This window comes from Streptomyces sp. NBC_01352 (assembly GCF_036237295.1).
Classification (GTDB): Bacteria; Actinomycetota; Actinomycetes; order Streptomycetales; family Streptomycetaceae; genus Streptomyces; species Streptomyces plumbiresistens.
Genome location: NZ_CP108354.1, coordinates 5,298,082 through 5,316,982 on the forward strand (window position 1 = coordinate 5,298,082; position 18,901 = coordinate 5,316,982).

At 65.4% G+C, this 18,901-nt stretch carries 16 protein-coding genes and 1 pseudogene; 7 read left to right on the forward strand and 10 right to left on the reverse strand.

What is annotated here, in order from left to right:
• The first annotated feature begins 10 nt into the window (after positions 1-10).
• On the forward strand, positions 11-1,066 hold the full coding sequence (locus OG252_RS24590) for a YaaC family protein (RefSeq protein WP_443068426.1): 1,056 nt from the start codon (positions 11-13) through the stop codon (positions 1,064-1,066).
• Between the two features lie 313 nt (positions 1,067-1,379).
• On the opposite strand, the gene OG252_RS24595 is transcribed toward OG252_RS24590, so the two are convergent.
• Positions 1,380-2,072, reverse strand: coding sequence for a Shedu anti-phage system protein SduA domain-containing protein (locus OG252_RS24595; RefSeq protein ID WP_329338727.1), 693 nt, complete (start codon positions 2,070-2,072; stop codon positions 1,380-1,382).
• A 289-nt stretch (positions 2,073-2,361) separates the two neighbouring features.
• Entirely contained in the window at positions 2,362-2,634 is a 273-nt protein-coding gene (locus OG252_RS24600) for a hypothetical protein (RefSeq protein ID WP_329338729.1), read from the reverse strand.
• Between the two features lie 152 nt (positions 2,635-2,786).
• On the opposite strand from OG252_RS24600, the pseudogene OG252_RS24605 reads away from it, so the two are divergent.
• Positions 2,787-3,163, forward strand: a pseudogene (locus OG252_RS24605) (transposase family protein); the annotation flags it as partial.
• Here the strand turns inward: OG252_RS24605 and OG252_RS24610 are convergent.
• Positions 3,156-4,919, reverse strand: coding sequence for a hypothetical protein (locus OG252_RS24610; protein ID WP_329338731.1), 1,764 nt, complete (start codon positions 4,917-4,919; stop codon positions 3,156-3,158). The pseudogene OG252_RS24605 and the gene OG252_RS24610 overlap by 8 nt on opposite strands.
• On the opposite strand from OG252_RS24610, the gene OG252_RS24615 reads away from it, so the two are divergent.
• Together OG252_RS24615 and OG252_RS24620 are read left to right on the forward strand one after the other, a co-directional pair.
• A complete protein-coding gene (locus OG252_RS24615; RefSeq protein WP_329338733.1) occupies positions 4,920-5,321 on the forward strand; it encodes a hypothetical protein in 402 nt (133 codons plus the stop codon).
• Between the two features lie 403 nt (positions 5,322-5,724).
• The gene (locus tag OG252_RS24620; protein ID WP_329338735.1) at positions 5,725-6,417 is read left to right on the forward strand and encodes a transposase family protein; all 693 of its coding nucleotides are present in this window, start codon (positions 5,725-5,727) and stop codon (positions 6,415-6,417) included.
• A gap of 989 nt (positions 6,418-7,406) precedes the next feature.
• Here OG252_RS24620 and OG252_RS24625 read toward each other — a convergent pair.
• A complete protein-coding gene (locus tag OG252_RS24625; protein ID WP_329338737.1) occupies positions 7,407-8,480 on the reverse strand; it encodes a LacI family DNA-binding transcriptional regulator in 1,074 nt (357 codons plus the stop codon).
• A gap of 228 nt (positions 8,481-8,708) precedes the next feature.
• Here OG252_RS24625 and OG252_RS24630 point away from each other — a divergent pair, with 228 nt between their 5' ends.
• Positions 8,709-10,631: a rhamnogalacturonan lyase family protein gene (locus OG252_RS24630; protein WP_329338739.1), complete on the forward strand. Its 1,923-nt coding sequence runs from the start codon at positions 8,709-8,711 to the stop codon at positions 10,629-10,631.
• Positions 10,632-11,386: 755 nt separating this feature from the next.
• Here the strand turns inward: OG252_RS24630 and OG252_RS24635 are convergent.
• Entirely contained in the window at positions 11,387-13,753 is a 2,367-nt protein-coding gene (locus OG252_RS24635; RefSeq protein WP_329338741.1) for an N-6 DNA methylase, read from the reverse strand.
• Positions 13,754-14,058: 305 nt separating this feature from the next.
• Between OG252_RS24635 and OG252_RS24640 the strand changes: the two genes are divergently transcribed.
• The gene (locus OG252_RS24640; RefSeq protein WP_329338743.1) at positions 14,059-14,406 is read left to right on the forward strand and encodes a transcriptional regulator; all 348 of its coding nucleotides are present in this window, start codon (positions 14,059-14,061) and stop codon (positions 14,404-14,406) included.
• A 45-nt stretch (positions 14,407-14,451) separates the two neighbouring features.
• On the opposite strand, the gene OG252_RS24645 is transcribed toward OG252_RS24640, so the two are convergent.
• The 4 genes from OG252_RS24645 to OG252_RS24660 all read right to left on the reverse strand — a co-directional run bounded on the left by OG252_RS24645 (position 14,452) and on the right by OG252_RS24660 (position 17,611).
• A complete protein-coding gene (locus OG252_RS24645; protein ID WP_329338745.1) occupies positions 14,452-15,156 on the reverse strand; it encodes an enoyl-CoA hydratase/isomerase family protein in 705 nt (234 codons plus the stop codon).
• A gap of 125 nt (positions 15,157-15,281) precedes the next feature.
• Positions 15,282-15,644 (reverse strand): class I SAM-dependent methyltransferase, encoded by a 363-nt coding sequence (locus OG252_RS24650; RefSeq protein ID WP_329338746.1) that lies wholly within the window; start codon positions 15,642-15,644, stop codon positions 15,282-15,284.
• A 255-nt stretch (positions 15,645-15,899) separates the two neighbouring features.
• The gene (locus tag OG252_RS24655; RefSeq protein ID WP_329338748.1) at positions 15,900-16,751 is read right to left on the reverse strand and encodes an alpha/beta fold hydrolase; all 852 of its coding nucleotides are present in this window, start codon (positions 16,749-16,751) and stop codon (positions 15,900-15,902) included.
• 41 nt (positions 16,752-16,792) lie between these two features.
• Positions 16,793-17,611 (reverse strand): oxidoreductase, encoded by an 819-nt coding sequence (locus OG252_RS24660; protein WP_329338750.1) that lies wholly within the window; start codon positions 17,609-17,611, stop codon positions 16,793-16,795.
• A 219-nt stretch (positions 17,612-17,830) separates the two neighbouring features.
• Here OG252_RS24660 and OG252_RS24665 point away from each other — a divergent pair, with 219 nt between their 5' ends.
• On the forward strand, positions 17,831-18,409 hold the full coding sequence (locus OG252_RS24665; protein WP_329338752.1) for a TetR/AcrR family transcriptional regulator: 579 nt from the start codon (positions 17,831-17,833) through the stop codon (positions 18,407-18,409).
• A 147-nt stretch (positions 18,410-18,556) separates the two neighbouring features.
• Here OG252_RS24665 and OG252_RS24670 read toward each other — a convergent pair whose 3' ends face one another.
• Positions 18,557-18,892, reverse strand: a complete 336-nt coding sequence (locus tag OG252_RS24670; RefSeq protein ID WP_329345189.1) for a PIN domain-containing protein — start codon at positions 18,890-18,892, stop codon at positions 18,557-18,559.
• Between the last annotated feature and the right edge of the window lie 9 nt (positions 18,893-18,901).

An 18,901-nucleotide genomic window follows, 5' to 3' on the forward strand; every position in this document is an offset into this window, starting at 1 on the left:
AGATGGGGCAATGGTTCGCAGGCCGTATCCCACGTACCGTGATCAGACGTATCCCGCGACAGCGGCAGTATGGAGGGCCCTACGAGAGCTCCGTCCAGAGCCGCCAGGGTATGCGGCCAAGGGCCCGCGCCAGAAGCTGTTCAGCGCAGCACTGGAGCAGTCGGAGCAACTCTTCACCGCAGCTGCCTCGGTTGGGCCGGCTTCCAGGCCCCTCGTACTCTTCTACGGCCTGAGCCAGGCAGGACGGGCCATCGCAGCGTGTGCACCCGTCCCCGCCGACAAATGCCGCCTGAACGGCCATGGAATCGCAGCCGCCCAGATGGACCAACCAGACCTAGGCTCGGTCACCGTCAAAGACAAGGGTGCAGCCGGAACGCAGTCGTTCACTCAACTTGCGGCGATGCTCGGATCACGATCACTGCCTGAAGAAGCCCGTCTCGCGGACGTGTGGGCCTCGATCTTGGAAGTGAGTCTCTGGCCTTTGCAGTCGGCAACGCGTCCGCAGCTCTCAGTCAATAGAGAGACGCATCAAGTAGATGCGAACACCTTGCAGGCGATGGTGTCCGGCTTGCCTGGAAACCTTCAAGACCACGCGAGCCCGCACGACCGTGAGCAGGCCGTACGTGCGTGGCTCGCCGACTATCCGTCGTTGACAGGGCACCGCTTCCGGTCGACTGGCGCCATCCCGGATAGCGGGCCGGATAGCTGGGATTCGATGCAAGGCACGATCGGCTGCCGCCTGGTATGGGACGTGGTAGGCGGAGAGGAGGCTGCCAAGCGTAGGTTCGAGGACATCGCACCATGGAAGGGGCGCAGCCTCTCAGACTCCACCCGAGTGATCCACGCGCGATTCGGCGGTGACGACCGCGTGCTCCACCCTCTGTTGGCCTGGTGGGCGGTGCTCTACGCGCTATCGATGCTTGCTCGCTACCAGCCCGGCCAATGGACTGCACAGATCGACGTGAACCGCAGCAAGGATGCTGTAGCGATCGAGTACCTCTTGGACAGCGCCCTTGCCGCCGTGCCTGAGTTGATCCTCGCCGCGATCGACGAGGTGACGGCCTAGTTCCTAGCCCCCGGATAGCGGCCGACGCTGAGTGTCTAACTGCGTGACAACGCCGACGGACAGCGACGGACAAGCGCGGACGCCTGCGGACCACCGGCGCAGGTGAGAGACGCAGCGGCCCAAGGTCAGACGCACATCCATGTTGCTTCGGGACGACGAGGTCATCGTTCAAGGCCGCCCAACCACGCTTCCGCCGGAACGGCTTGCTCTGGCGGACATCGCCAGACAGCGTGACTGAGGCCCGGTGGTGGGTGCCCTGCACGCGCGCCTGAGCGGTTGGCGGACCCGTCAACCCTGTCCTGCGTTCTCCTGGCTAGAGGAACATCGAGCACTCTTCGCAGGTGCCGTCTCCAAGCTCCTCTACACGTCCGCGGACTCTGCGACCCTCGTCGGTCAACCAGTCGTACGTGTAAATGTTTGTCCTGCTCTCAAAAGCCAACTGATCACGCGTTCTGCGCTGCGCTATCGTCATTTCAGACCGTCTGCCAATTATGACCAGTCCGTTGGCCCAGTCGCCGATCTCGACAAGCCCCAGGCCTTCCTTCCCGGCTCCACGCGGCCTCTGAGCATAGTCCGTGTTTGCGCGTAGCCATCGCCGCCATTCGGTGATCTGGTCGAGTCCTTCTCGAAGCTTTTCTGCTGGTCGATTGGCGTTCTTTTCGCTCGCCATGAAGAGTGGAGCTCTGGGGCTCTCCAGCTCGACGAGTGTCCAGTTCAGTTGGTAGCTGTCGAGTCTGGCCACCAGGAAATCGGGTACGTAAGCATCACCCAGTCTCACCTGGGGGCGAATCCATCTGCAGCTTCCTCCCATCTGCTGGATCAGCATCCACGGGTTCTCTTCCAGGAACTTCTGGATCGGTTTCTCATCCTCGGCAGCTGACAGAACCTCTTCGTACTTCGTGAAGGTCTCTGGATCGAAGTGTCCCGCCCACTTGCACACATGAACGAATCCTGTAGCAGTCAGTTGCTCGTGAACTGACAGGGTGTATGCGTCCCAATCATCCATACCGGGATACTGCCTTGTGGGGACGGCTTGGAGGGACCTCTTTGGTGGATCCGGGTGCCCCGCTGCCGAGGGTGGCGATGGAGAAGGGGGAGCCAGGAGGGCGCCGAATCCGCTGCATAGCACGGCTCCGCCGCGGCTAGGTTCCTCGGCTCGCGACCGTGGACTACCCGTGGACTCGTTCCGCCAGATCTGTGTCGCGTAAGGCCATGACCTGCCTCGTTACCCAGGAGCCAAGCGGCCTCCGGAGCCGTGTGCGAGACGGTGGTCGTTCCGTGGGCAAGCGGTGCGCTTACTCGAAGGGTGGAGCAGCCGCCACCAGCATGCCGCTGATCAAGCCCGTATCGGCGGCGGCTTTCGTGGGGTCGACGCTGTTTTCCTCCGCGACCGTCGTCGCCCAGCAATCCCCCCACGTCGCCGCCCAGTCGCCGGCCAGGTCGCTGTCAGGGGCGAGATCCTCGGGCTTGCCCGTGATGCCGTAGGCGTCGAGGAGTCGTCGCTCGACTCCGAACGGCTCGCCCAGGGCGAGCTCCGGGTACTCACTGAGCGTTTTCAGTGTGGCCACTGATCGGGTGACGGGATCGATGCCCGCAACGCACGAGGCTCCCGTGCCGTTGGGAGAGGTGTTCGAAGTCTCAACCCTCAGACGCAGGAGCCGCGTTGGTTCCGTAATCTGCCGCACTCGACCTGCCGCACGCCCTGGTCGAGTGGGTCACCATGCTCATCGTCACCCGCGAGGGTGACCGCCGCTGCAAGCTTCCACCGCACCAGCGTGCGCTGGTCGGTCTGGTGTACCTGCGCCGGCACGACACTCTCGCCCAGCTCGCTGCCGGGTTCGACATCACTGTCGGCACGGCCCACGCCTACACGGCAGCCGTCGTCGACCTGCTTGCCGACCGCGCCCCGGGCCTGTGGTGACCGACCCAGCCGGTCAGCTGCTGTGCATCTCGCCCGCACTGCCCGGCCGCGCACACGATCTCACCGCGGCCCGCACCCACCGCATCATCCGGATCTGCGAACGCCAGGGCATCCCGATCCTCGCCGACCGGGCCTACATGGGAGCCGGCCCATGGGTGACGACAGCTCTCAGACGCTCTCGTACCACTTCTCCTTCATGGCGGCATAAAACTCCCCCGACTTCACATGAAGATTCAGCTGAGTTTCATTCGGCAGACTCGATTTGGAGTAGTAATACTCGCCGGCAAGTGAGCTATTCACCACGATGGCCCTCAGGGAGCGGACCCCATGACTGAATTTTTCGACCCCCAGGAAGGCATTTAGTACGTCTGCATCGATTGCGCTAACCCCATCTTCATGCCCGTCAAATAGATGGGTTTCGCTTTGCAATATGGAGCGAAGCAAGATGGCCCTTCGAAGAACCCAAAGCGGATCATCATCCCGCTTGTCAATTCCCTGGAGCTCCATGGTTCCACGCACCCTGCTCAAAAAGTCAGGACCTTTCGCCAGCTTGAACTCCTCCGTACTGCCTTTCGCCGGATTGAACTCCTCCGCACTCCCTAGATTCTTAAATTCGTCTAGAGTACTTGCAACCCCTCCCGCAAATACGAAAACAGATCGCCCTATGGGATGCACGGCCTGCCCTTGCTGAAAACTACCGTCTTGCATGGGAGACAGGAAGTAACGAAGCCAACCTAGGGTTCCATCAAAATCTGTATCGAATTCATCCCAAAGGACCACAGGCACACGTCCCCTCAGGCGGTGATCGCGGAGCAAATGGAAGGAGTCGATCAACTCGGAAGTCCCTCGGAATTGAGAAAGATTGAACTCCTCAATCTTCAGTTCCCTGTCCTGGATCTTCAGGGACCCTATAATCTCCCTAACCGCCGTAGACTTACCCGATCCAGGCTGTCCGAATATTGCTATAGATAGGGGTACCGGCGTCCTAGCTTGTTGCATCTCCCAGTAATTACGGACACGGGTCCCGCGCCTCTCGACATAATCCTTAACGAGCGACCTAACTGATTGGTAGCTCTCGATCTCTCGCCGATCAACTGTGACTACTCTTCCGTATTTGAGGTGGGGAACTTTCGTGACTTCTAGTGCTTTTTCGACGCCCTTGTAAACAATCTCGTGTGCGATTTCATCCAGACGGCGCGGACTAGCATTGAGCACTGTCCAGGAGCTTCCAGCCTCTCTATCCACTGGCACTTCTGCGACGCGACCGCTAGCGGTGCCATTGATTGCGGCACCTACTTCTGCCACAGGGAAGCAAAGGGCGTCATCGTCAGAGATGGGCCCGAATCCGGCGTCATAAATTCTTTGCATTGCCCCGATGCCGCGCCGTACTCCATCGTTCATAACTGCATTACCCACCACCAAAGATGCATCGTCCTCCCATGAAGTCAGGATTTTGCGACAAATCGCCGCAGTCAAAGCAGATGTGTACCCCCACATTCTTCCATTGAGCCAGAAATCCGACGACCCTTCCACTGTTGAGGCGTCGTAAAACAGCCTCAATCGGGCGTCATCATTGGCCTCTCTGTCAAATAGCAGTGCACCCGCTGGGCCAAATGAGACAACGACAAATCGGTACTGGTTAAGCCGATCTTGGGTACGGAAAACTCTGGCGCAATCTGATGCCTCAAGATCCCAAGCCGTGCTTCGGCTTATTTTCGTCCCAGGGACGCGCCTTAGGTCGTCTGCTGTCGTTACGACAATAACCTTGTCCCTGCGTTGGGTGAGAGCCCTGTGCAGTTTGTCATTACGGTCCAGCATCCCATCCCCGCCCAGCTTTACGAGTAGCCACGGGACTTTATCCTCCCGGTCAATTCCCTTGGGCAGATCATGATCCTCAAAATACTTGAGCCCGGACTCAACCAGTACGATCAAATGCGCTTCATCGGGCTCATCGGTTATCCGGCAAACGCGATCATCGTGTGCACACGGCGTGCGCCTCCTAGTCATTCCTATGCCATCCGACATTCGCCAGCAAAAGTTTTCGTCATTCTCGAAATCAGTTATGCTTCCATTTTTTGGAAAACGCCCAAGAATTGCATAGTGATGGCTGATCCTCTCTTCGCCCCAACTAATTTCACTCCAACCATTCGTATAAGAAAGAAAGTCAGCCCCATCCCGCGCCCCCTCGATCAACATGGCAACCAGACGGGCACCCCCGGGTATCTCTTGTTGGATAACATTCTGCTGTCGTTCTTGCCACTTGGTCCCGGTGGTGCGCCGTGGCTCATCTTCTTTGCGCCGCGCCATGATCCAATCAGCTACGGCGTCTCCTGAAACCACGATTCTTGACTGAGTTGAGTTGGGTGTACCCATGACCACCCTCCGACCCCGAAATCGCTCAGAGAGGATTTGCTCGCCATCAGTGAGAAGGAGATGACCGAGCCCTGGAACATCCGCGCAAGGCGCTTGCTCTTCCAGGATGAAGCAAGTCTTCATGACCAGCAATCGGAGGGGCGCGGACAGCAGGCTCATGGCAACCGGCGCACCCGCCGTCGTGGCTGACTGAGCGTTTTCAGTGTGGCCACTGATCGGGTGACGGGATCGATGCCCGCAACGCACGAGGCTCCCGTGCCGTTGGGAGAGGTGTTCGAAGTCTCAACCCTCAGACGCAGGAGCCGCGTTGGTTCCGTAATCTGCCGCACTCGACCTGCCGCACGCCCTGGTCGAGTGGGTCACCATGCTCATCGTCACCCGCGAGGGTGACCGCCGCTGCAAGCTTCCACCGCACCAGCGTGCGCTGGTCGGTCTGGTGTACCTGCGCCGGCACGACACTCTCGCCCAGCTCGCTGCCGGGTTCGACATCACTGTCGGCACGGCCCACGCCTACACGGCAGCCGTCGTCGACCTGCTTGCCGACCGCGCCCCGGGCCTGCTGCGCGTCCTGCGCGAGTCCGACCCGGAGTACGTCCTGCTCGACGGAACCCTGGCGGAGTGCGACCGGGTCGGCGACAGCCGGGCCGACTTCTCCCACAAGCACCGCCGGCACGGGGTGAACGTGCAGGTGGTGACCGACCCAGCCGGTCAGCTGCTGTGGATCTCGCCCGCACTGCCCGGCCGCGCACACGATCTCACCGCGGCCCGCACCCACCGGATCATCCGGATCTGCGAACGCCAGGGCATCCCGATCCTCGCCGACCGGGCCTACATGGGAGCCGGCCCATGGGTGACGACAGCTCTCAGACGCCCGCCGGGCCGTGACCTCACACCCACCCAGCAAACCGTCAACCGAGCGCTTTCCGCGGCCCGGGCCCCGGTCGAGCGTGGCATCGCCCGACTGAAGTCGTGGAGGATCTTCCGCAGGTCCCGGTGCAGCCCGAACCGAATGACGTCAATCGCCACGGCCGTCCTCACCCTGGAGCGGCAACGCTGAAAATCCTCACTGATCCAACGTCTGAGGATCCGTCCGCGGTCGGCGATCAGCCACGCCTCCCCGTCGTTCTGCTCGCTGTGGAAGAAGAGTTGGGCTTTGCCGAAGTGCGCGCTCGACTTTCGGCACAGGTCAGTGACGTGCACTGTCTGCTGAGGATAGGACAGGCCGAAGTACGGTCCGACGACCAGGGTCCACCCCTGCATGGGCGGGGTAACGACGACTGTGGAGAACGGCTCCGCCTCCTCATGTGCCACCTCGTCGATGAGTTCCACGCCATCGGCCCAGGTGGTCTCCCGTGCATCCATCAAGCCAAGGGTCTTCACCAACTCCGCTCGATCGACGGTCGCGACTGCGAGCCATGAGAGCCAGCAAGCGCGTATGAGTGGTGTGGAATCAGACGTCCCCATGACCCGCATCGTAGGGGCGTACGAGTGGGACTCGCGCAGCAGGCCAGATGTTGCGAGGCACCGGCCGGACGTGCCAGATGCGTGCCAGATCTCGCGGAGAACCACGGGGAACAGCGGGGAACAAGTCTGCAACCGCTCGGACGCGGTTCAACTTCCGTCGCAGGTCAGAGCAGTCACCGCTTGCAGAACACCTGAGCTTCCCAAGCTGAGAGTGCGAGTTCGATTCTCGTCACCCGCTCCAGTTGAAACCCCCAGATCATGGATCTGGGGGTTGTTTGTTGTCCAGACCGGTGGGTCGGGCGCGGACCACGTCCGCACCGTCGGGCTTGGCCAGGTGCCGGTGGGCCTCTGCTTGTGGTGCGCGCGGTCGTCGTTGTGGTGCTTCGCCCCGAACCGCCGCCGCCTGCCCCTGCCGTGACCGGGATTTCGAGTGCGTCGCCGCCGTCACCGGGCAGGCACTCCAGTGGTATGGCCCTGCAGCCGGCGAGTAAGCCCGAGCCGAGGTCTGTGCAGCCGCGACGGCTCCCGACCTTCTCTCTGTCAGGCTCAGGCCCAGTCGGCGCAGGCTCCGGGACGAGGCCGTCACACCCCCCGAAGACGGCGGACTGAGTCGCGGACGACGATGTGGGTGCCCAGCAGGACGCGCTGGGCGGCACCGGGCGTCTCGCCCCTGAGCGCCAGCCGCACGGCGGTGCGGCCGAGTTCCTCGTGCGGGACGTGAACGGTGGTCAGGTCGATGTCCGCGGCCGGGGGGAGATCGTCGAATCCGACCAACGAGACGTCGTCGGGAATGCGCAGCCCGCGCTCGCGCAGCACGTCGCGCACGCCGGCGGCGATGAGATCGTTGCTGGCGAAGACGGCGGTGAAGTCTCGTGGTCCCGATCCCCTGTCGAGCCGCTCACGCATCATGCGGTAGCCCTCGCCGCGCTCCATCGTGCCGTCGACCTCGAGCCCGGGGTCGTGCGGGACCCGGTGCGCGGCCAATGCCGCGCGGTAGCCGGCGATCCGGCTGTCGGGTGTGGTGTATCCGGAGCGGCGTCCCAGGAACAGGATGCGCCGGTGGCCCGCCGAGAGCAGGTGACTGGTGATGGCGTGAGCGCCGGCGGTGTTGTCGTACTCGACCCCGATGGCCGGGACGTCGGGCCCCAGCGGAGGGCGGCCGCACAGCACGAGCTGCGAGCCGGCCCGGGCGAGGGCGCGGGCGATGCTGGCCATGCGCTCGCGGTAGGCGTCGTCGGCGACGATGTTGCCGACGAGGATCACGGCTTCGGCCTGCTCCTGGCGCATCAGCCCGATGGTGGCCAGCTCCCGCTCCGGGTCGCCGCCGGTCGTGCCGACGATGCACAGCCTGCCCTCCCGCGCGGCCTCCTCCTGCACGCCCTGCGCGACGTGGGCGTAGTGCGGCGAGATGACGGAGTTGACCACGATGGCCACGCTCTTGGGCCGTACCCCCGCGAGTCCTCTGGCGTGGGCGTTCGCCACGTAGTCGAGCTCGCTCACGGCGCGCATGACCTTGGCGCGCGTGGAGGGGGCGCTGGGGTAGGTGCCGGACAGGATCCGGGAGACCGTGGCGACCGAGACGCCGGCGTGTTGGGCCACGTCGCGGATCGTCGCGAGGCGGGGCTGCCCGTCGTCGGCCGCTGTCCGGCGAGGCATCGGGCCTCCAGTGTCCCCACCTGTATGTAAACGTTTCCGCTCGATGCTCGCGTATACGTTCCGTCTCGTCAACACGAGGGTCCTTATATGCCCCCGCCACCTTGACGGGTACTCATCACGGTGCTTCCATCCCGGGTGTGTAAACGGTTTAACTCTTCGACGTTTCCGGCCTGGGCCGAGGGCGGGCACCGGCGCGCTCACCACCGTGAGCCGTTCCAGGAGGTTGTCATGTACATGAAATTACGTCGGCGGGCCGCCCATCGGGTGCCCCTCACCATCTCGGCGGTCCTGGCCGTCTGCGCCACTCTGGCCACGGGCCCCTCGCACCCGGTTCCAGCCGACGCCACAGCAGCCGATCCGACGATCCAGGCCGCGCGCGTGATGGAGAATCTCGGTCGCGGGGTCGTCGCGGTGCGCTCCAGCAGCACCCAGGTCCTGGTCTCCTGGCGGCTGCTGGGACTCGACCCGGAGGGCATCGGCTTCAACGTGTACCGGTCCACCGGCGGCGGCGCGTACACCAAGCTCAATGCCGGCGTCCTGACGGGCGGGACCAACTACCAGGACTCCACGGCCGACCTGACACGGTCCAACAGCTACCGAGTGGCTCCGGTCGTGGGCGGGCAGGAGCAGGCGCCCAGCGGAGCCTTCACCCTGACGGCCAACCACTCCGTGGAGCCCGTGGTCCGCGTGCCGTTGCGCTCCGGCGGTCCGGTGAAGTTCGTCTGGGTCGGCGACCTCGACGGCGACGGCGAGTACGACTACGTGGTGGACCGCCAGACCTCTCCCCAGAAGCTCGAGGCCTACAGCGGCGACGGCGACTTCCTCTGGGATGTCGACCTGGGGCCGAACAGCCAGAACCAGGACAACATCGAACCGGGATCGTCCGCGATCGACCTGGGCCACTGGGACGGCGTCACGGTCTACGACTTCGACAGCGACGGCCGTGCGGAGGTCGCCGTCCGGATCGCCGACGGGGTCAGGTTCGGGGACGGGACGACCTGGACGCACGCGGACGACTCACGTCAGTTCATGGCCGTCCTCGACGGCCGGACCGGAGCGCTCCGCAACTGGTCCGCCGTACCGACCACTTATCTGGGCGACGGTCCGATGGCCGCACGTCTCGGGGTGGCGTATCTCAACGGCACCACCCCGAGCCTGGTCGCCTACATGAAGAACCGGCGCGCCGACGGGGCTTTCAACCTGATGACGGGCGCCTGGAAGTTCGACGGCGATTCGCTGGACCGCCAGTGGACGTGGGAGCGCGGCAACCAGGACGCACCCGACGGGCACAACACCCGCGCCATCGACGTCAACGGTGACGGGACGGACGAGGTCGCCGAGATCGGGTTCGTCCTCAACGGCAACGGCTCCCTGCGCTACTCGATGGGCCCAGGCGGCATCATCCACGGCGACCGCTTCCACCTTGCCGACATGGACCCCGACCGTCCGGGCCTGGAAGGCTACGGCGTGCAACAGCACAACCCGAGCGGCCTCCTCGAGTACTACTACGACGCCGCGAACGGCTCCGTCATCTGGAAGCACAACGGCGGCCCCGCCGACGTCGGACGCGGCATGGCGGGCGACGTCGACCCGCGCTTCCCCGGCATGGAGGTCTGGTCCTTCTCGGGCCTGTACAACGCGCCCACCAACAGGCTCACCGAACCGAACACGTCGTTGAGTCCGTGGCCGCAGCTGGGCCTGTGGTGGGACGGTGACCTCACCATGGAGCTGCTCAACAGCGGCAAGATCGAGAAGTGGGACCCGGCGCGTCCGACGGCGAGCGGCAGTCTGCCCCGGCTGGTCAGCACCTGGAACCACGGCGCGGTCACAGCCGCCCAGGGCGGGCCCACCCTCGTCGGCGACATCCTCGGCGACTGGCGCGAGGAGGCCGTGTACACCAACGCGTCCCACAACGAGTTGATCATCTTCTCGACCGACCGGCCGACGAACACCCGGCTGTACACGCTCGCGCACAACCCCGCCTACCGGAACGCCATGACGTTCAAGGGGTACATGCAGTCCCACCACGTCGACTACTTCCTCGGAGCCGGCATGGCCAAGCCGCCTCGGCCGGACATCACCTACGCGGGAGGCGGTTCCGCCGCCGTCACCGCGGCAACATCGGCCCGCCCGACCGGCTCGCGCAGGTAGGCCCGCCGGTCGGTGCGCACCGGGCCGTGAGCCACCCGGATCCCGGTGTGTGCTGTCGCGACGGACACTCCAGATCAGTCGGCGAGACGATGCGGTCCGGTCAGTGCGAAGCGTCGCGCACACGCATGACCGGGCCGCTGGTGGCGCCCGTGCCCACGGCATGCCCGTAAGGGCGGGCAACCACGGTCAACAGCGGTGCGATCCTGCACCCCCGGGCGCCATCCCACAGCACATATGACCAGGCCAGAAGCCATCTGGCGACGCCAGCCCCGTCGCTTCCCGAGCTGAGAGCGCGAGTTCGATTCTCGTCACCCGCTCCATGAAGAAGGCCCAGGTTCAAAGCCTCGGGCCTTCTTTGTTGTCTGGACTGACCAGAGAACTCGCACCGTTCGTACACTCTGTCCGACGGTTGAGGTGTGGCCCGCGTACCCGGTGTTTCGCAACCAGAGGTGAACGAGCGCGGCCCGCAGAGGGATGTTCCGAAAGGCATGTCAGCTCGTTCAGAGTTGGCCGGCTGCAGACAGGACAAGCAGGCAGAGGCCCATCGACGTGGCAAAAGCAGTGCCGCCGTAAAGGACTGCCTCAGCGAATGCGGCTCCGGTGCTGGTCTTCAGGATCCCGGCGACCAGAGCCACCACGAGCGAGAACAGCGCTGCCACGAGTAGCCACAGGTACCTGGTTCCGGATCGTGGCTCGGACGACGGAGCATTCACAGAAGTCTTCCTTCGCGGACGGACTGAAAGGAGAGGAGTGCGTCATTCGGGGACCAGGACGCCGGTCAGCAGATGCGCGGCGAGTGTGCTGCGGTGGCGGGTCGCGGCCTGGATGAGTTCACGATGCGCGGTGATCTGCGCGTCCACGGCATCCAGCGCGGCGCTGATTCGCCGCTGGTGGGCAAGGGGCGGCAGCGGTACGGGCAGAAGTGCCAGCGTGGCGGCGCTGAGGGAAGGAACGGCGGTGCCGCGGGCGTACTCCTTGAGCCAGTGCACTGTCTCCGGCAGAGACAAATAGGCGAGCAGGTAGCCGGGGAGGACCAGTGGCTCCCCATCCGTTTCCGGGGCACGCAGCCGCAGCAGGTTGGTGCTGAAGAGCCAGCCGTCCTGCGCCTTCTCGACCAAGGCAGGGGGCATCTGGGCACCGGAACGCACGCACAGGATGTCTCCGGGGCTGAGACGGAACCTTGCCAGTGCGCGGGCGACATCCGCGCTTACTTTCTCCATGTCACGATCGTCGATACGTCCCTCACGCAGGTGCTTGGGCATCACGACACGGAGATCGCCTGCCGCGGAGCGAACCTCGGCCGGCAGGCGTGTGTAGGACGGACCAGCCATGATGTCGACCAGTTCTCCCAGCGGAACCCGACGCCAGTCATGAGGTAGCCCGTCGTACGAGAGCACGGTGGCTGACGGCAACGGGCCGTACGAGAGCGCATCGACCGCGCCGTCCACGGCTTTCGTTCGACGCCTCGCCGCAGAGAGCACCCGCTCCGTGGCTGCTGCCTCGGTAGCCGCATCAGCCGGTGACGCCGTGGACATCCATCTGTCCACATAGTCGGAGGGGCTGAGCGAATAACCGGCAGCCCGCACCGCCTCCAGCGGAGCAGCAACCGCAAGATGGCCCGCTCTCTGCCGACCGAGGCGGAATCCGGTCCCTCGTCGCCATGCCTGAACGGTTTTCGTGACGGCCCCGACGTGTTCGTCGGAGAGGACTCGGGGTCCGCGAGTCGCCTTGTCACCCAGGTCCCGGGCGTCCACGAACAGGATCTCTTCGCGCACCGCCGTGGAACTCCGCAAGAACCACAAGCAAACGGACACCTGAGCCCCGGAAAAGAGCTGAGGCGGCAACGCGACAATGCATTCGACGGCGCCGTCCTCCACCAGCCTGCTCCGGATCTCCCGCTCCCGGACGTCTGTGGAGGTGCCCGCGCTGACCGGCATCACCACACCTGCACGGCCCTCGTCCTTGAGTGACACCATGACGTGCTGGAGCCAGGCGAAGGCAGGACTACCGGGGGGAGGCGGTCCGTACGGCCAGTCGATGCCCTCACGCGGCTTCGGCACGGCCCCGTGAGCGTTGAAAGGCGGATTGGTCAGGATCAGGTCGGCCCGGTGGCCCTTCGGCCAGGCACGTTCGTTCCATGGGGCCACGGTGCCGGCTTCCAGTTCGACCGGGATACCGTGCAGCGCGAGGTTCATTCCGGCGAGCCGAAGTGTGCCGCGCTGCGGGCTCTCACCACGCAGAGTCAGAGGCACGACACCGCCGAGGCGTTCAGCGACTCCGTCAAGCATCTCGCCTGCGCGCGCATACGGGTCGTAGACGCGTTGCGCGGAGTCCTCGTCCCCTATGGCGGCGTCCCGCATCAGCCGCACCACGGCACGTGGGGTGAAGAACTCTCCGCTGGGAAGCGCGGCTCGGGAGCCGAATTGATCCACCAGTTGTCGGAACTCGTCGATCCCCAAGCCGTCGGTGAGGCGGATCACCTCGACAACATCCCCGTACTCCCGAGGTTCCAGCCTGACGATGGCTGTCCGCATGCCCGGCGGCACACCGCGCAGGCGCAGTGCCTCGTCGGCTGCCTCCCCAATCTCCTGCAACAACGCCGCCGTGGCAGCCCTGGATCGAGCCCGCACCATACGCGGGAGCGACACCGAGCGCGGGCTTCCGCTCACCTGAAGAAAGACCAGGGAGAGAAGCAAGGCAAGGTAGTCCGTCATCGATGCGCCGCCGCGCACGGCGTCTGCCATCGGTCCCAGTAGCTGCGCAAGTCGCCGCGCACGCTCTTCTTCGTCGCTCAACTGACCGCTGCCTGCTGCCTCACAACTCAGCGCGGCCGCTCCCTGGCGGGCGTCGTCCGACGCGACGAGGTTCCGCCGCATACGGTCGGCATAGGTGAACCCGGCCGGCTCGTCGGTCGCACGCGCACGTGACGGGATCTGACGGGAGTCGAGCCAGCGGAGGACCGCCCGTAGACTGAATAGTTCCGTTTCCCCCGTCCTGACCGGCTCCGGATAGTCCTCGTACCGACGTTGCCAGTTGGTGACCGCCGGCCGCATCACCCCGGCCAACTCCGCGAGTTCAGCCCTCGACAGCAGGCGATCGTCGCTGAGACCCGTACCGTCCATGAAACCCCCGTACACCGTCCTGGTTGCTCTCGATGAGGGAACGGTAGAGAGGCGACAGTGGGAGCGTCAATCAGCGCACCGACGGTGCGCACATCGACAGACGGGCAGGACACGTGGGTCGCGCTTCAGATTTTCAGAGACCATTAAGGCGCTGAGCAGCCATTTTGCCCTGCCGCCACTCTCTTTGGTTAACCCAATCACCAGGAGGTGAAGAACATCGCTTGTTAATGGGCTACCTGAGAAGAGCTTGCGGCGGTCTGCGGACCAAGGAGCCCCACCGCAGGCTCTTCCTGGATAATCGACGTATGGCAACACAGCCCGATCTCTCTGATCTTCGCCGTGCCAAGTTCGCTCGGCGTGCGCCTGCCGCGCTCTCCGAGCTCGTCGGCCCTCAGCACGGCACAGTGACCTTGCCGCTGCATCTGGCGTGGTCGGGGCTGACCACGTTCGATCTCGATCAGCCGCGGCTGCGGATGAGCTACTACCGGATTGTCCTGGCCGAGGGACTACAAGACGATCTGGTCCGGTTCCTCAATCGCGACCTTCTGGTCAGCCTATGGCCCACACTGCGCACACTGGTCAGCCGTGATGTCCGGGAGGTGTGGGAGAGCTCCTTCGACGAGCTGGCTCACGAAGCCCAGGCCGCTGCGTGAACCTCACGGATCCGCCGGCCGAGGGGGTGGTCCCTGGTCGTCGACCTATCCCTGCTGGTTGATCAGGCCGGCGTAGTAACCGAGGTTGCGCTCGATCTCGTCGAGACCGATCTCGGCGATGGCCTTCCCGAGCTGCGGCACGCGCGCCTGGAATCCCGGCCAGTTGACCGATTCCGCGAACTCCGCCCAGGACGCGCGCAGGTCGGCCACCGTCGGCAGGGTCGACCGGTTGATCTGTGCCTTGGCGCCCAGGACGGACGCCTTGTCGAAGGACGCGATGCGCGCCGCGACACCGTCGACGAAGGCGTCGAGTTCGGCGTCGGGAACGGCCCGGGTCACCCAGCCGTACTGCTCGGCGCGCTCGGCGTCGTAGTCCTCGCTGGTGAGGATCGCTTCGAGCGCGCGGTCCCGCCCCAGCAGCCGGGCCAGACGGTCGCTGCCGCCACCGCCCGGGACGATGCCGATCGCAACCTCGGGCTGGCAGAAGATCGCTTCCTCGCGGCTCGCGTAGCGCAGGTCGAAGGCCAGGGTGATCTCGTCGCCTCCGCCCCGTGTGCGCCCGCGGATGGAAGCGATGCTGATGAACGGGGCGCTGGTCAGGCGGGTGACGAGCTTGACCCACCTCGGGGTCCCGTCCGCGGCGTTCAACGCCAGGAGTTCGGGCACCTGGCCAAGATCGGCGTGGTTGAAGAAGTATCCGGGCGTGCCGCTGTCAAAGACGACGACCTGGACCCCCTCGTCGCGGCTCAACTCATCGACTACCTAAAGCAGTTGGATGACGGTGTCCGCGCCGACGACGTTCACCGGCGGATTCGAGAAGGTGACCCTGCGGATCTTCGGCGCCACGGTCTCGATGCTGAACATGCTGTGCTGCGTCACGGGGTCCTCCGGTGCGGAAGTGTTCGAGTGGGGGTTGGGGTGGGAAGGGGTGTGTGGATCGGCATGACCGCACGGTGCACGTGCGCGGGCGGGAGATTCGGCCATACGACCCGGCTGCGCTCCACGGTGGAGAACCGCGCGGTCAGCTCGGTGGCGAAGCGGCGGGCCGGGGGTGTCCAGGCCGCGTGGACGTAGGCGAAGGTGCTGAACCGGCCGTTCGGAGTCAGTACGTCGGCCGCCGCGTCGAGGGTCCGCCGCTGCCGCTCGTGCGGCATGACGGTCCACGGCAGCCCGGAGACGATGACGTCGACCGGGTACGGGGCGATCGTCACCAGGTCCTCGGCGGAACCGTGGACCACCTCGACGGGACTGTCCCGGTACCGGTACTCAGATGGATGTGCGGTGACTGTGCTGAGCCAGCACCGCGAGAGGTGCGTCTCGGCGGTCGAACCAGGGACAGGTCCCTCCCTTGCAGGGACTTCAAAGGGGACTTTTCGCAACGGAGTTGCAGGGGACCTGGCCGGCCGCGCGTCTCCGGACACAGGGGATGAGCTCAGCGCAGCGTGAGATCGCGCGGCGGGCGCCTGTCCGGTGCAGGTGTTCGGCCGACGCCGTCAGGCCGCGAGGAAGGCGGTCACCTGGGTGGCGAAGGCTTTGGGGTGCTGGAAGGGGAAGCCGTGGCCGGCGTCGCTGTAGGCGACGAGGGTGGCGTTGGGGAGGTGCTGGACGGCCGTGTAGGAGGCCAGGGCGGGAATCATCACGTCCCGCATGCCGGTGGCGTACAGGACGGGGTGCTTGATGGTCTCCAGGTCCGCTCGCACCTGCTCGAACGGGATCGCCGCGTCCTTCGCGATCGCGGTGATCTGGCCCAGCCCCGCCGCCTCGGACACACCGGGGCCCCCGGCGGCCAGCCGTGCGGCCACCCTGGCGAGGTACTCGTACCCGGCGGCGCGCCCCGCCTCGGTCTCGGGGAAGAACAGGAACACCAGGTCCTCCGCGGTGACTTCGGGCTTGGTCATCGTGGCCCGCACCTTCGGGTCCGGGTCGGGAGCGCCGGGCACCGTGCCGCCGGGGTTGGCGGCAGCCACGACCAGCCTGCGCACCAGTTCGGGCCGCTTGAGGGTGATGTGCTGGGCGACGGTGCCGCCCATGGTCCAGCCGAGCAGGTCCACCTGCGGCAGTCCGAGGGCCTCGATGAACTCGATGGCACCGTCGGCGAACCTTTCGAAGGAGTCACGTGGTTCACCGGTGGTGTAGCCGTGGCCGATGTCGTCGAACACGATGACGTCGTGTTCGACGGCCAGGTGGTCCAGAAACTCAGGGTCCCACCAGTCGATGGTCGCCCGGACCCGGTTCAGCAGAACCAGGGGGGTGCCGCCCTGCGGACCGATGCGCCGGTAGGTGAACGTCGCGGAGGGGCCTTCGACGGTGAGGTTCTCGGCCGCGTCTGCCAGATAGGTGCTCATGGCGGGCTTCCCTTTCTGTGGGGGGGGTTGGCGTACGGGGGTCAGGCGGCGGGCAGGCGGTTGAGCTTGCGCAGCTGCTGGTCGAACACGCGGGTGGGGACCATGCGGCGCATGGTGCGGACGCGTCCGGTGATGGCGCCTGCGGTGTAGCGAAGCTTCGGCTTGGCGTCGGTCGCCGCGGCGACGATCTCCTTGGCGACGACGACGGGGTCGTCGCCGTCCTTGACCGCTCCGGCCATGTACTCCTCGAAGACGTGCCGCTGCTTGGCGTAGATCTCCAGGGGCTGGTCGGGCCGCACGCTGGCCGCGTCGAACGCGGTGTTGGTCCACGCGGGTTCGACGAGCAGGACCCGTACGCCGTACTCGCGGATCTCGTGGTCGACGGACTCCGAGTAGCCCTCGACGGCGTGCTTGGAGGCGGCGTAGGCCGCCATGTAGGGCTGCGGCATGAACCCGACGATGGAGGAGATGTTGATGACGCGTCCGCTGCGCCGGGCGCGCATGTGCGGCAGGACGGCGTTGGTCATCCGGATGACACCGAAGACGTTGATGTCGAAGAGGCCCTGTGCCTGCGCGGCGGAGCTCTCCTCGGCGGCGCCCGCCGAGCCGATGCCGGCGTTGTTGACCAGGACGTCGATCCGCCCGAACCGGTCGATCACCTCTGCGACCGCGGCGGTCACGGATGCGTCGCTGGTCACGTCGAGGTCGAGGAAGGTCACGCCCTTCACAGGGGTGACGTGCGCGGTGTTGCGGCTGGTGCCGACCACGTCGTAACCGGCCGCGGCCAGCGCGAGGGCGGCCGCCTTTCCGATGCCGGAGGACGCACCCGTGATGAGGGCTACCGGTCGTGTTGTCGCCATTTTGGGCTCCTGACTGAGTCATGGGATTGATGTCGTCTTGCGGTGGGTGAGGGATCGCGATGCCGGTCGCCAGTGACCGTCGCACTCAGCATCGATCCGTTTCATCAATGTATCAGTTACATCGGCAGACGCAACATAAGAGCATCAATTAATGAGATACCCGTAGCGTTCACGTATCCTCTACACGGGACCAGGTAGTGAACGAGACAGGAGACAGACATGGGCCGAGCACTGCGGGCAGATGCCGAGCGCAGTGTGCGCGCGATTCTGCAGGCGGCCGAGCGGGTCCTCGCCGAGGACGCCGGCGCCTCCATGGAGCAGATCGCCGAGGCGGCGGGGCTGACCAGGATCACGGTGCACCGCCGGTTCGCGAACCGGCAGGCGCTGCTGGAGGCGCTCGCCGTCTCCGCGAAGCAGCAGCTCGTCGAGGCGATCGAGGAAGCCCGGCCCGAGTCCGCTCCCGCACTCGTGGCGCTGTACCGGGTGACGGCGAACGTCCTGCGGGTCAAGAGCACCTGGCGTTTCACCCTCAGCCACGCCACGGCCCACACCCCCACCGCTGCCGCCCTCTGGGAGGAGATCAACACCCACACCGTCGTACTCCTGAACCGGGCACAGCACGAGGGACTGCTCGCCCCGGACGCCGACCTGGACTGGACGCGGCAGGTGTACTACGCCCTCCTCAGCGAAGCCCTCAACAGGCCCGGCGCGGACCAGGACCCTGCCGCACAGGACCCGGACGCACTGGCGACACTCGTCATCGACACACTCCTGCACGGCGCAGGACCGCGCGGCTGAGCCGATTCACCCGCGTTCGCGGCGCGCGACAGGTCCACTCCCAGGACCCGCACGTGGACAGCAGAGCGTTTACGACTCCCATGCGTTCAAGGAGTTCTCCCTGGCGAGAGCCTTACTTCTTCTCGACAAGATGCCGAGGATCCCGCGTCAGAGCGGAAGGTCGTCCGGGAGTACCCGGAACAACTTGTGGCGGCCCAATGGTCTTACGGCCCGGAAATTCCTCCGGTCGAGGGCGAGGATCGCGTCGGTGTCGTAGTCGGCCGCAAGCGCCACGTTCACCGCGTCCGCGAGGTCCAGGTCGAGCGCGCCGTAGCGGACTCGGACGGACTGGGCGGCACCCAAGTGGTCCTCCGTGATCTCCGGCATCACGACACGGCCCCGGCTCATCCAGCGCCGCAGGTCGTCGACCGCGCTCAGGGCGGCCTCGCGCCCCAACTCACGCGTGGCCACATGATCGAGTTCCGCCAGCAGGAGCGGGGACATGATCAGGAG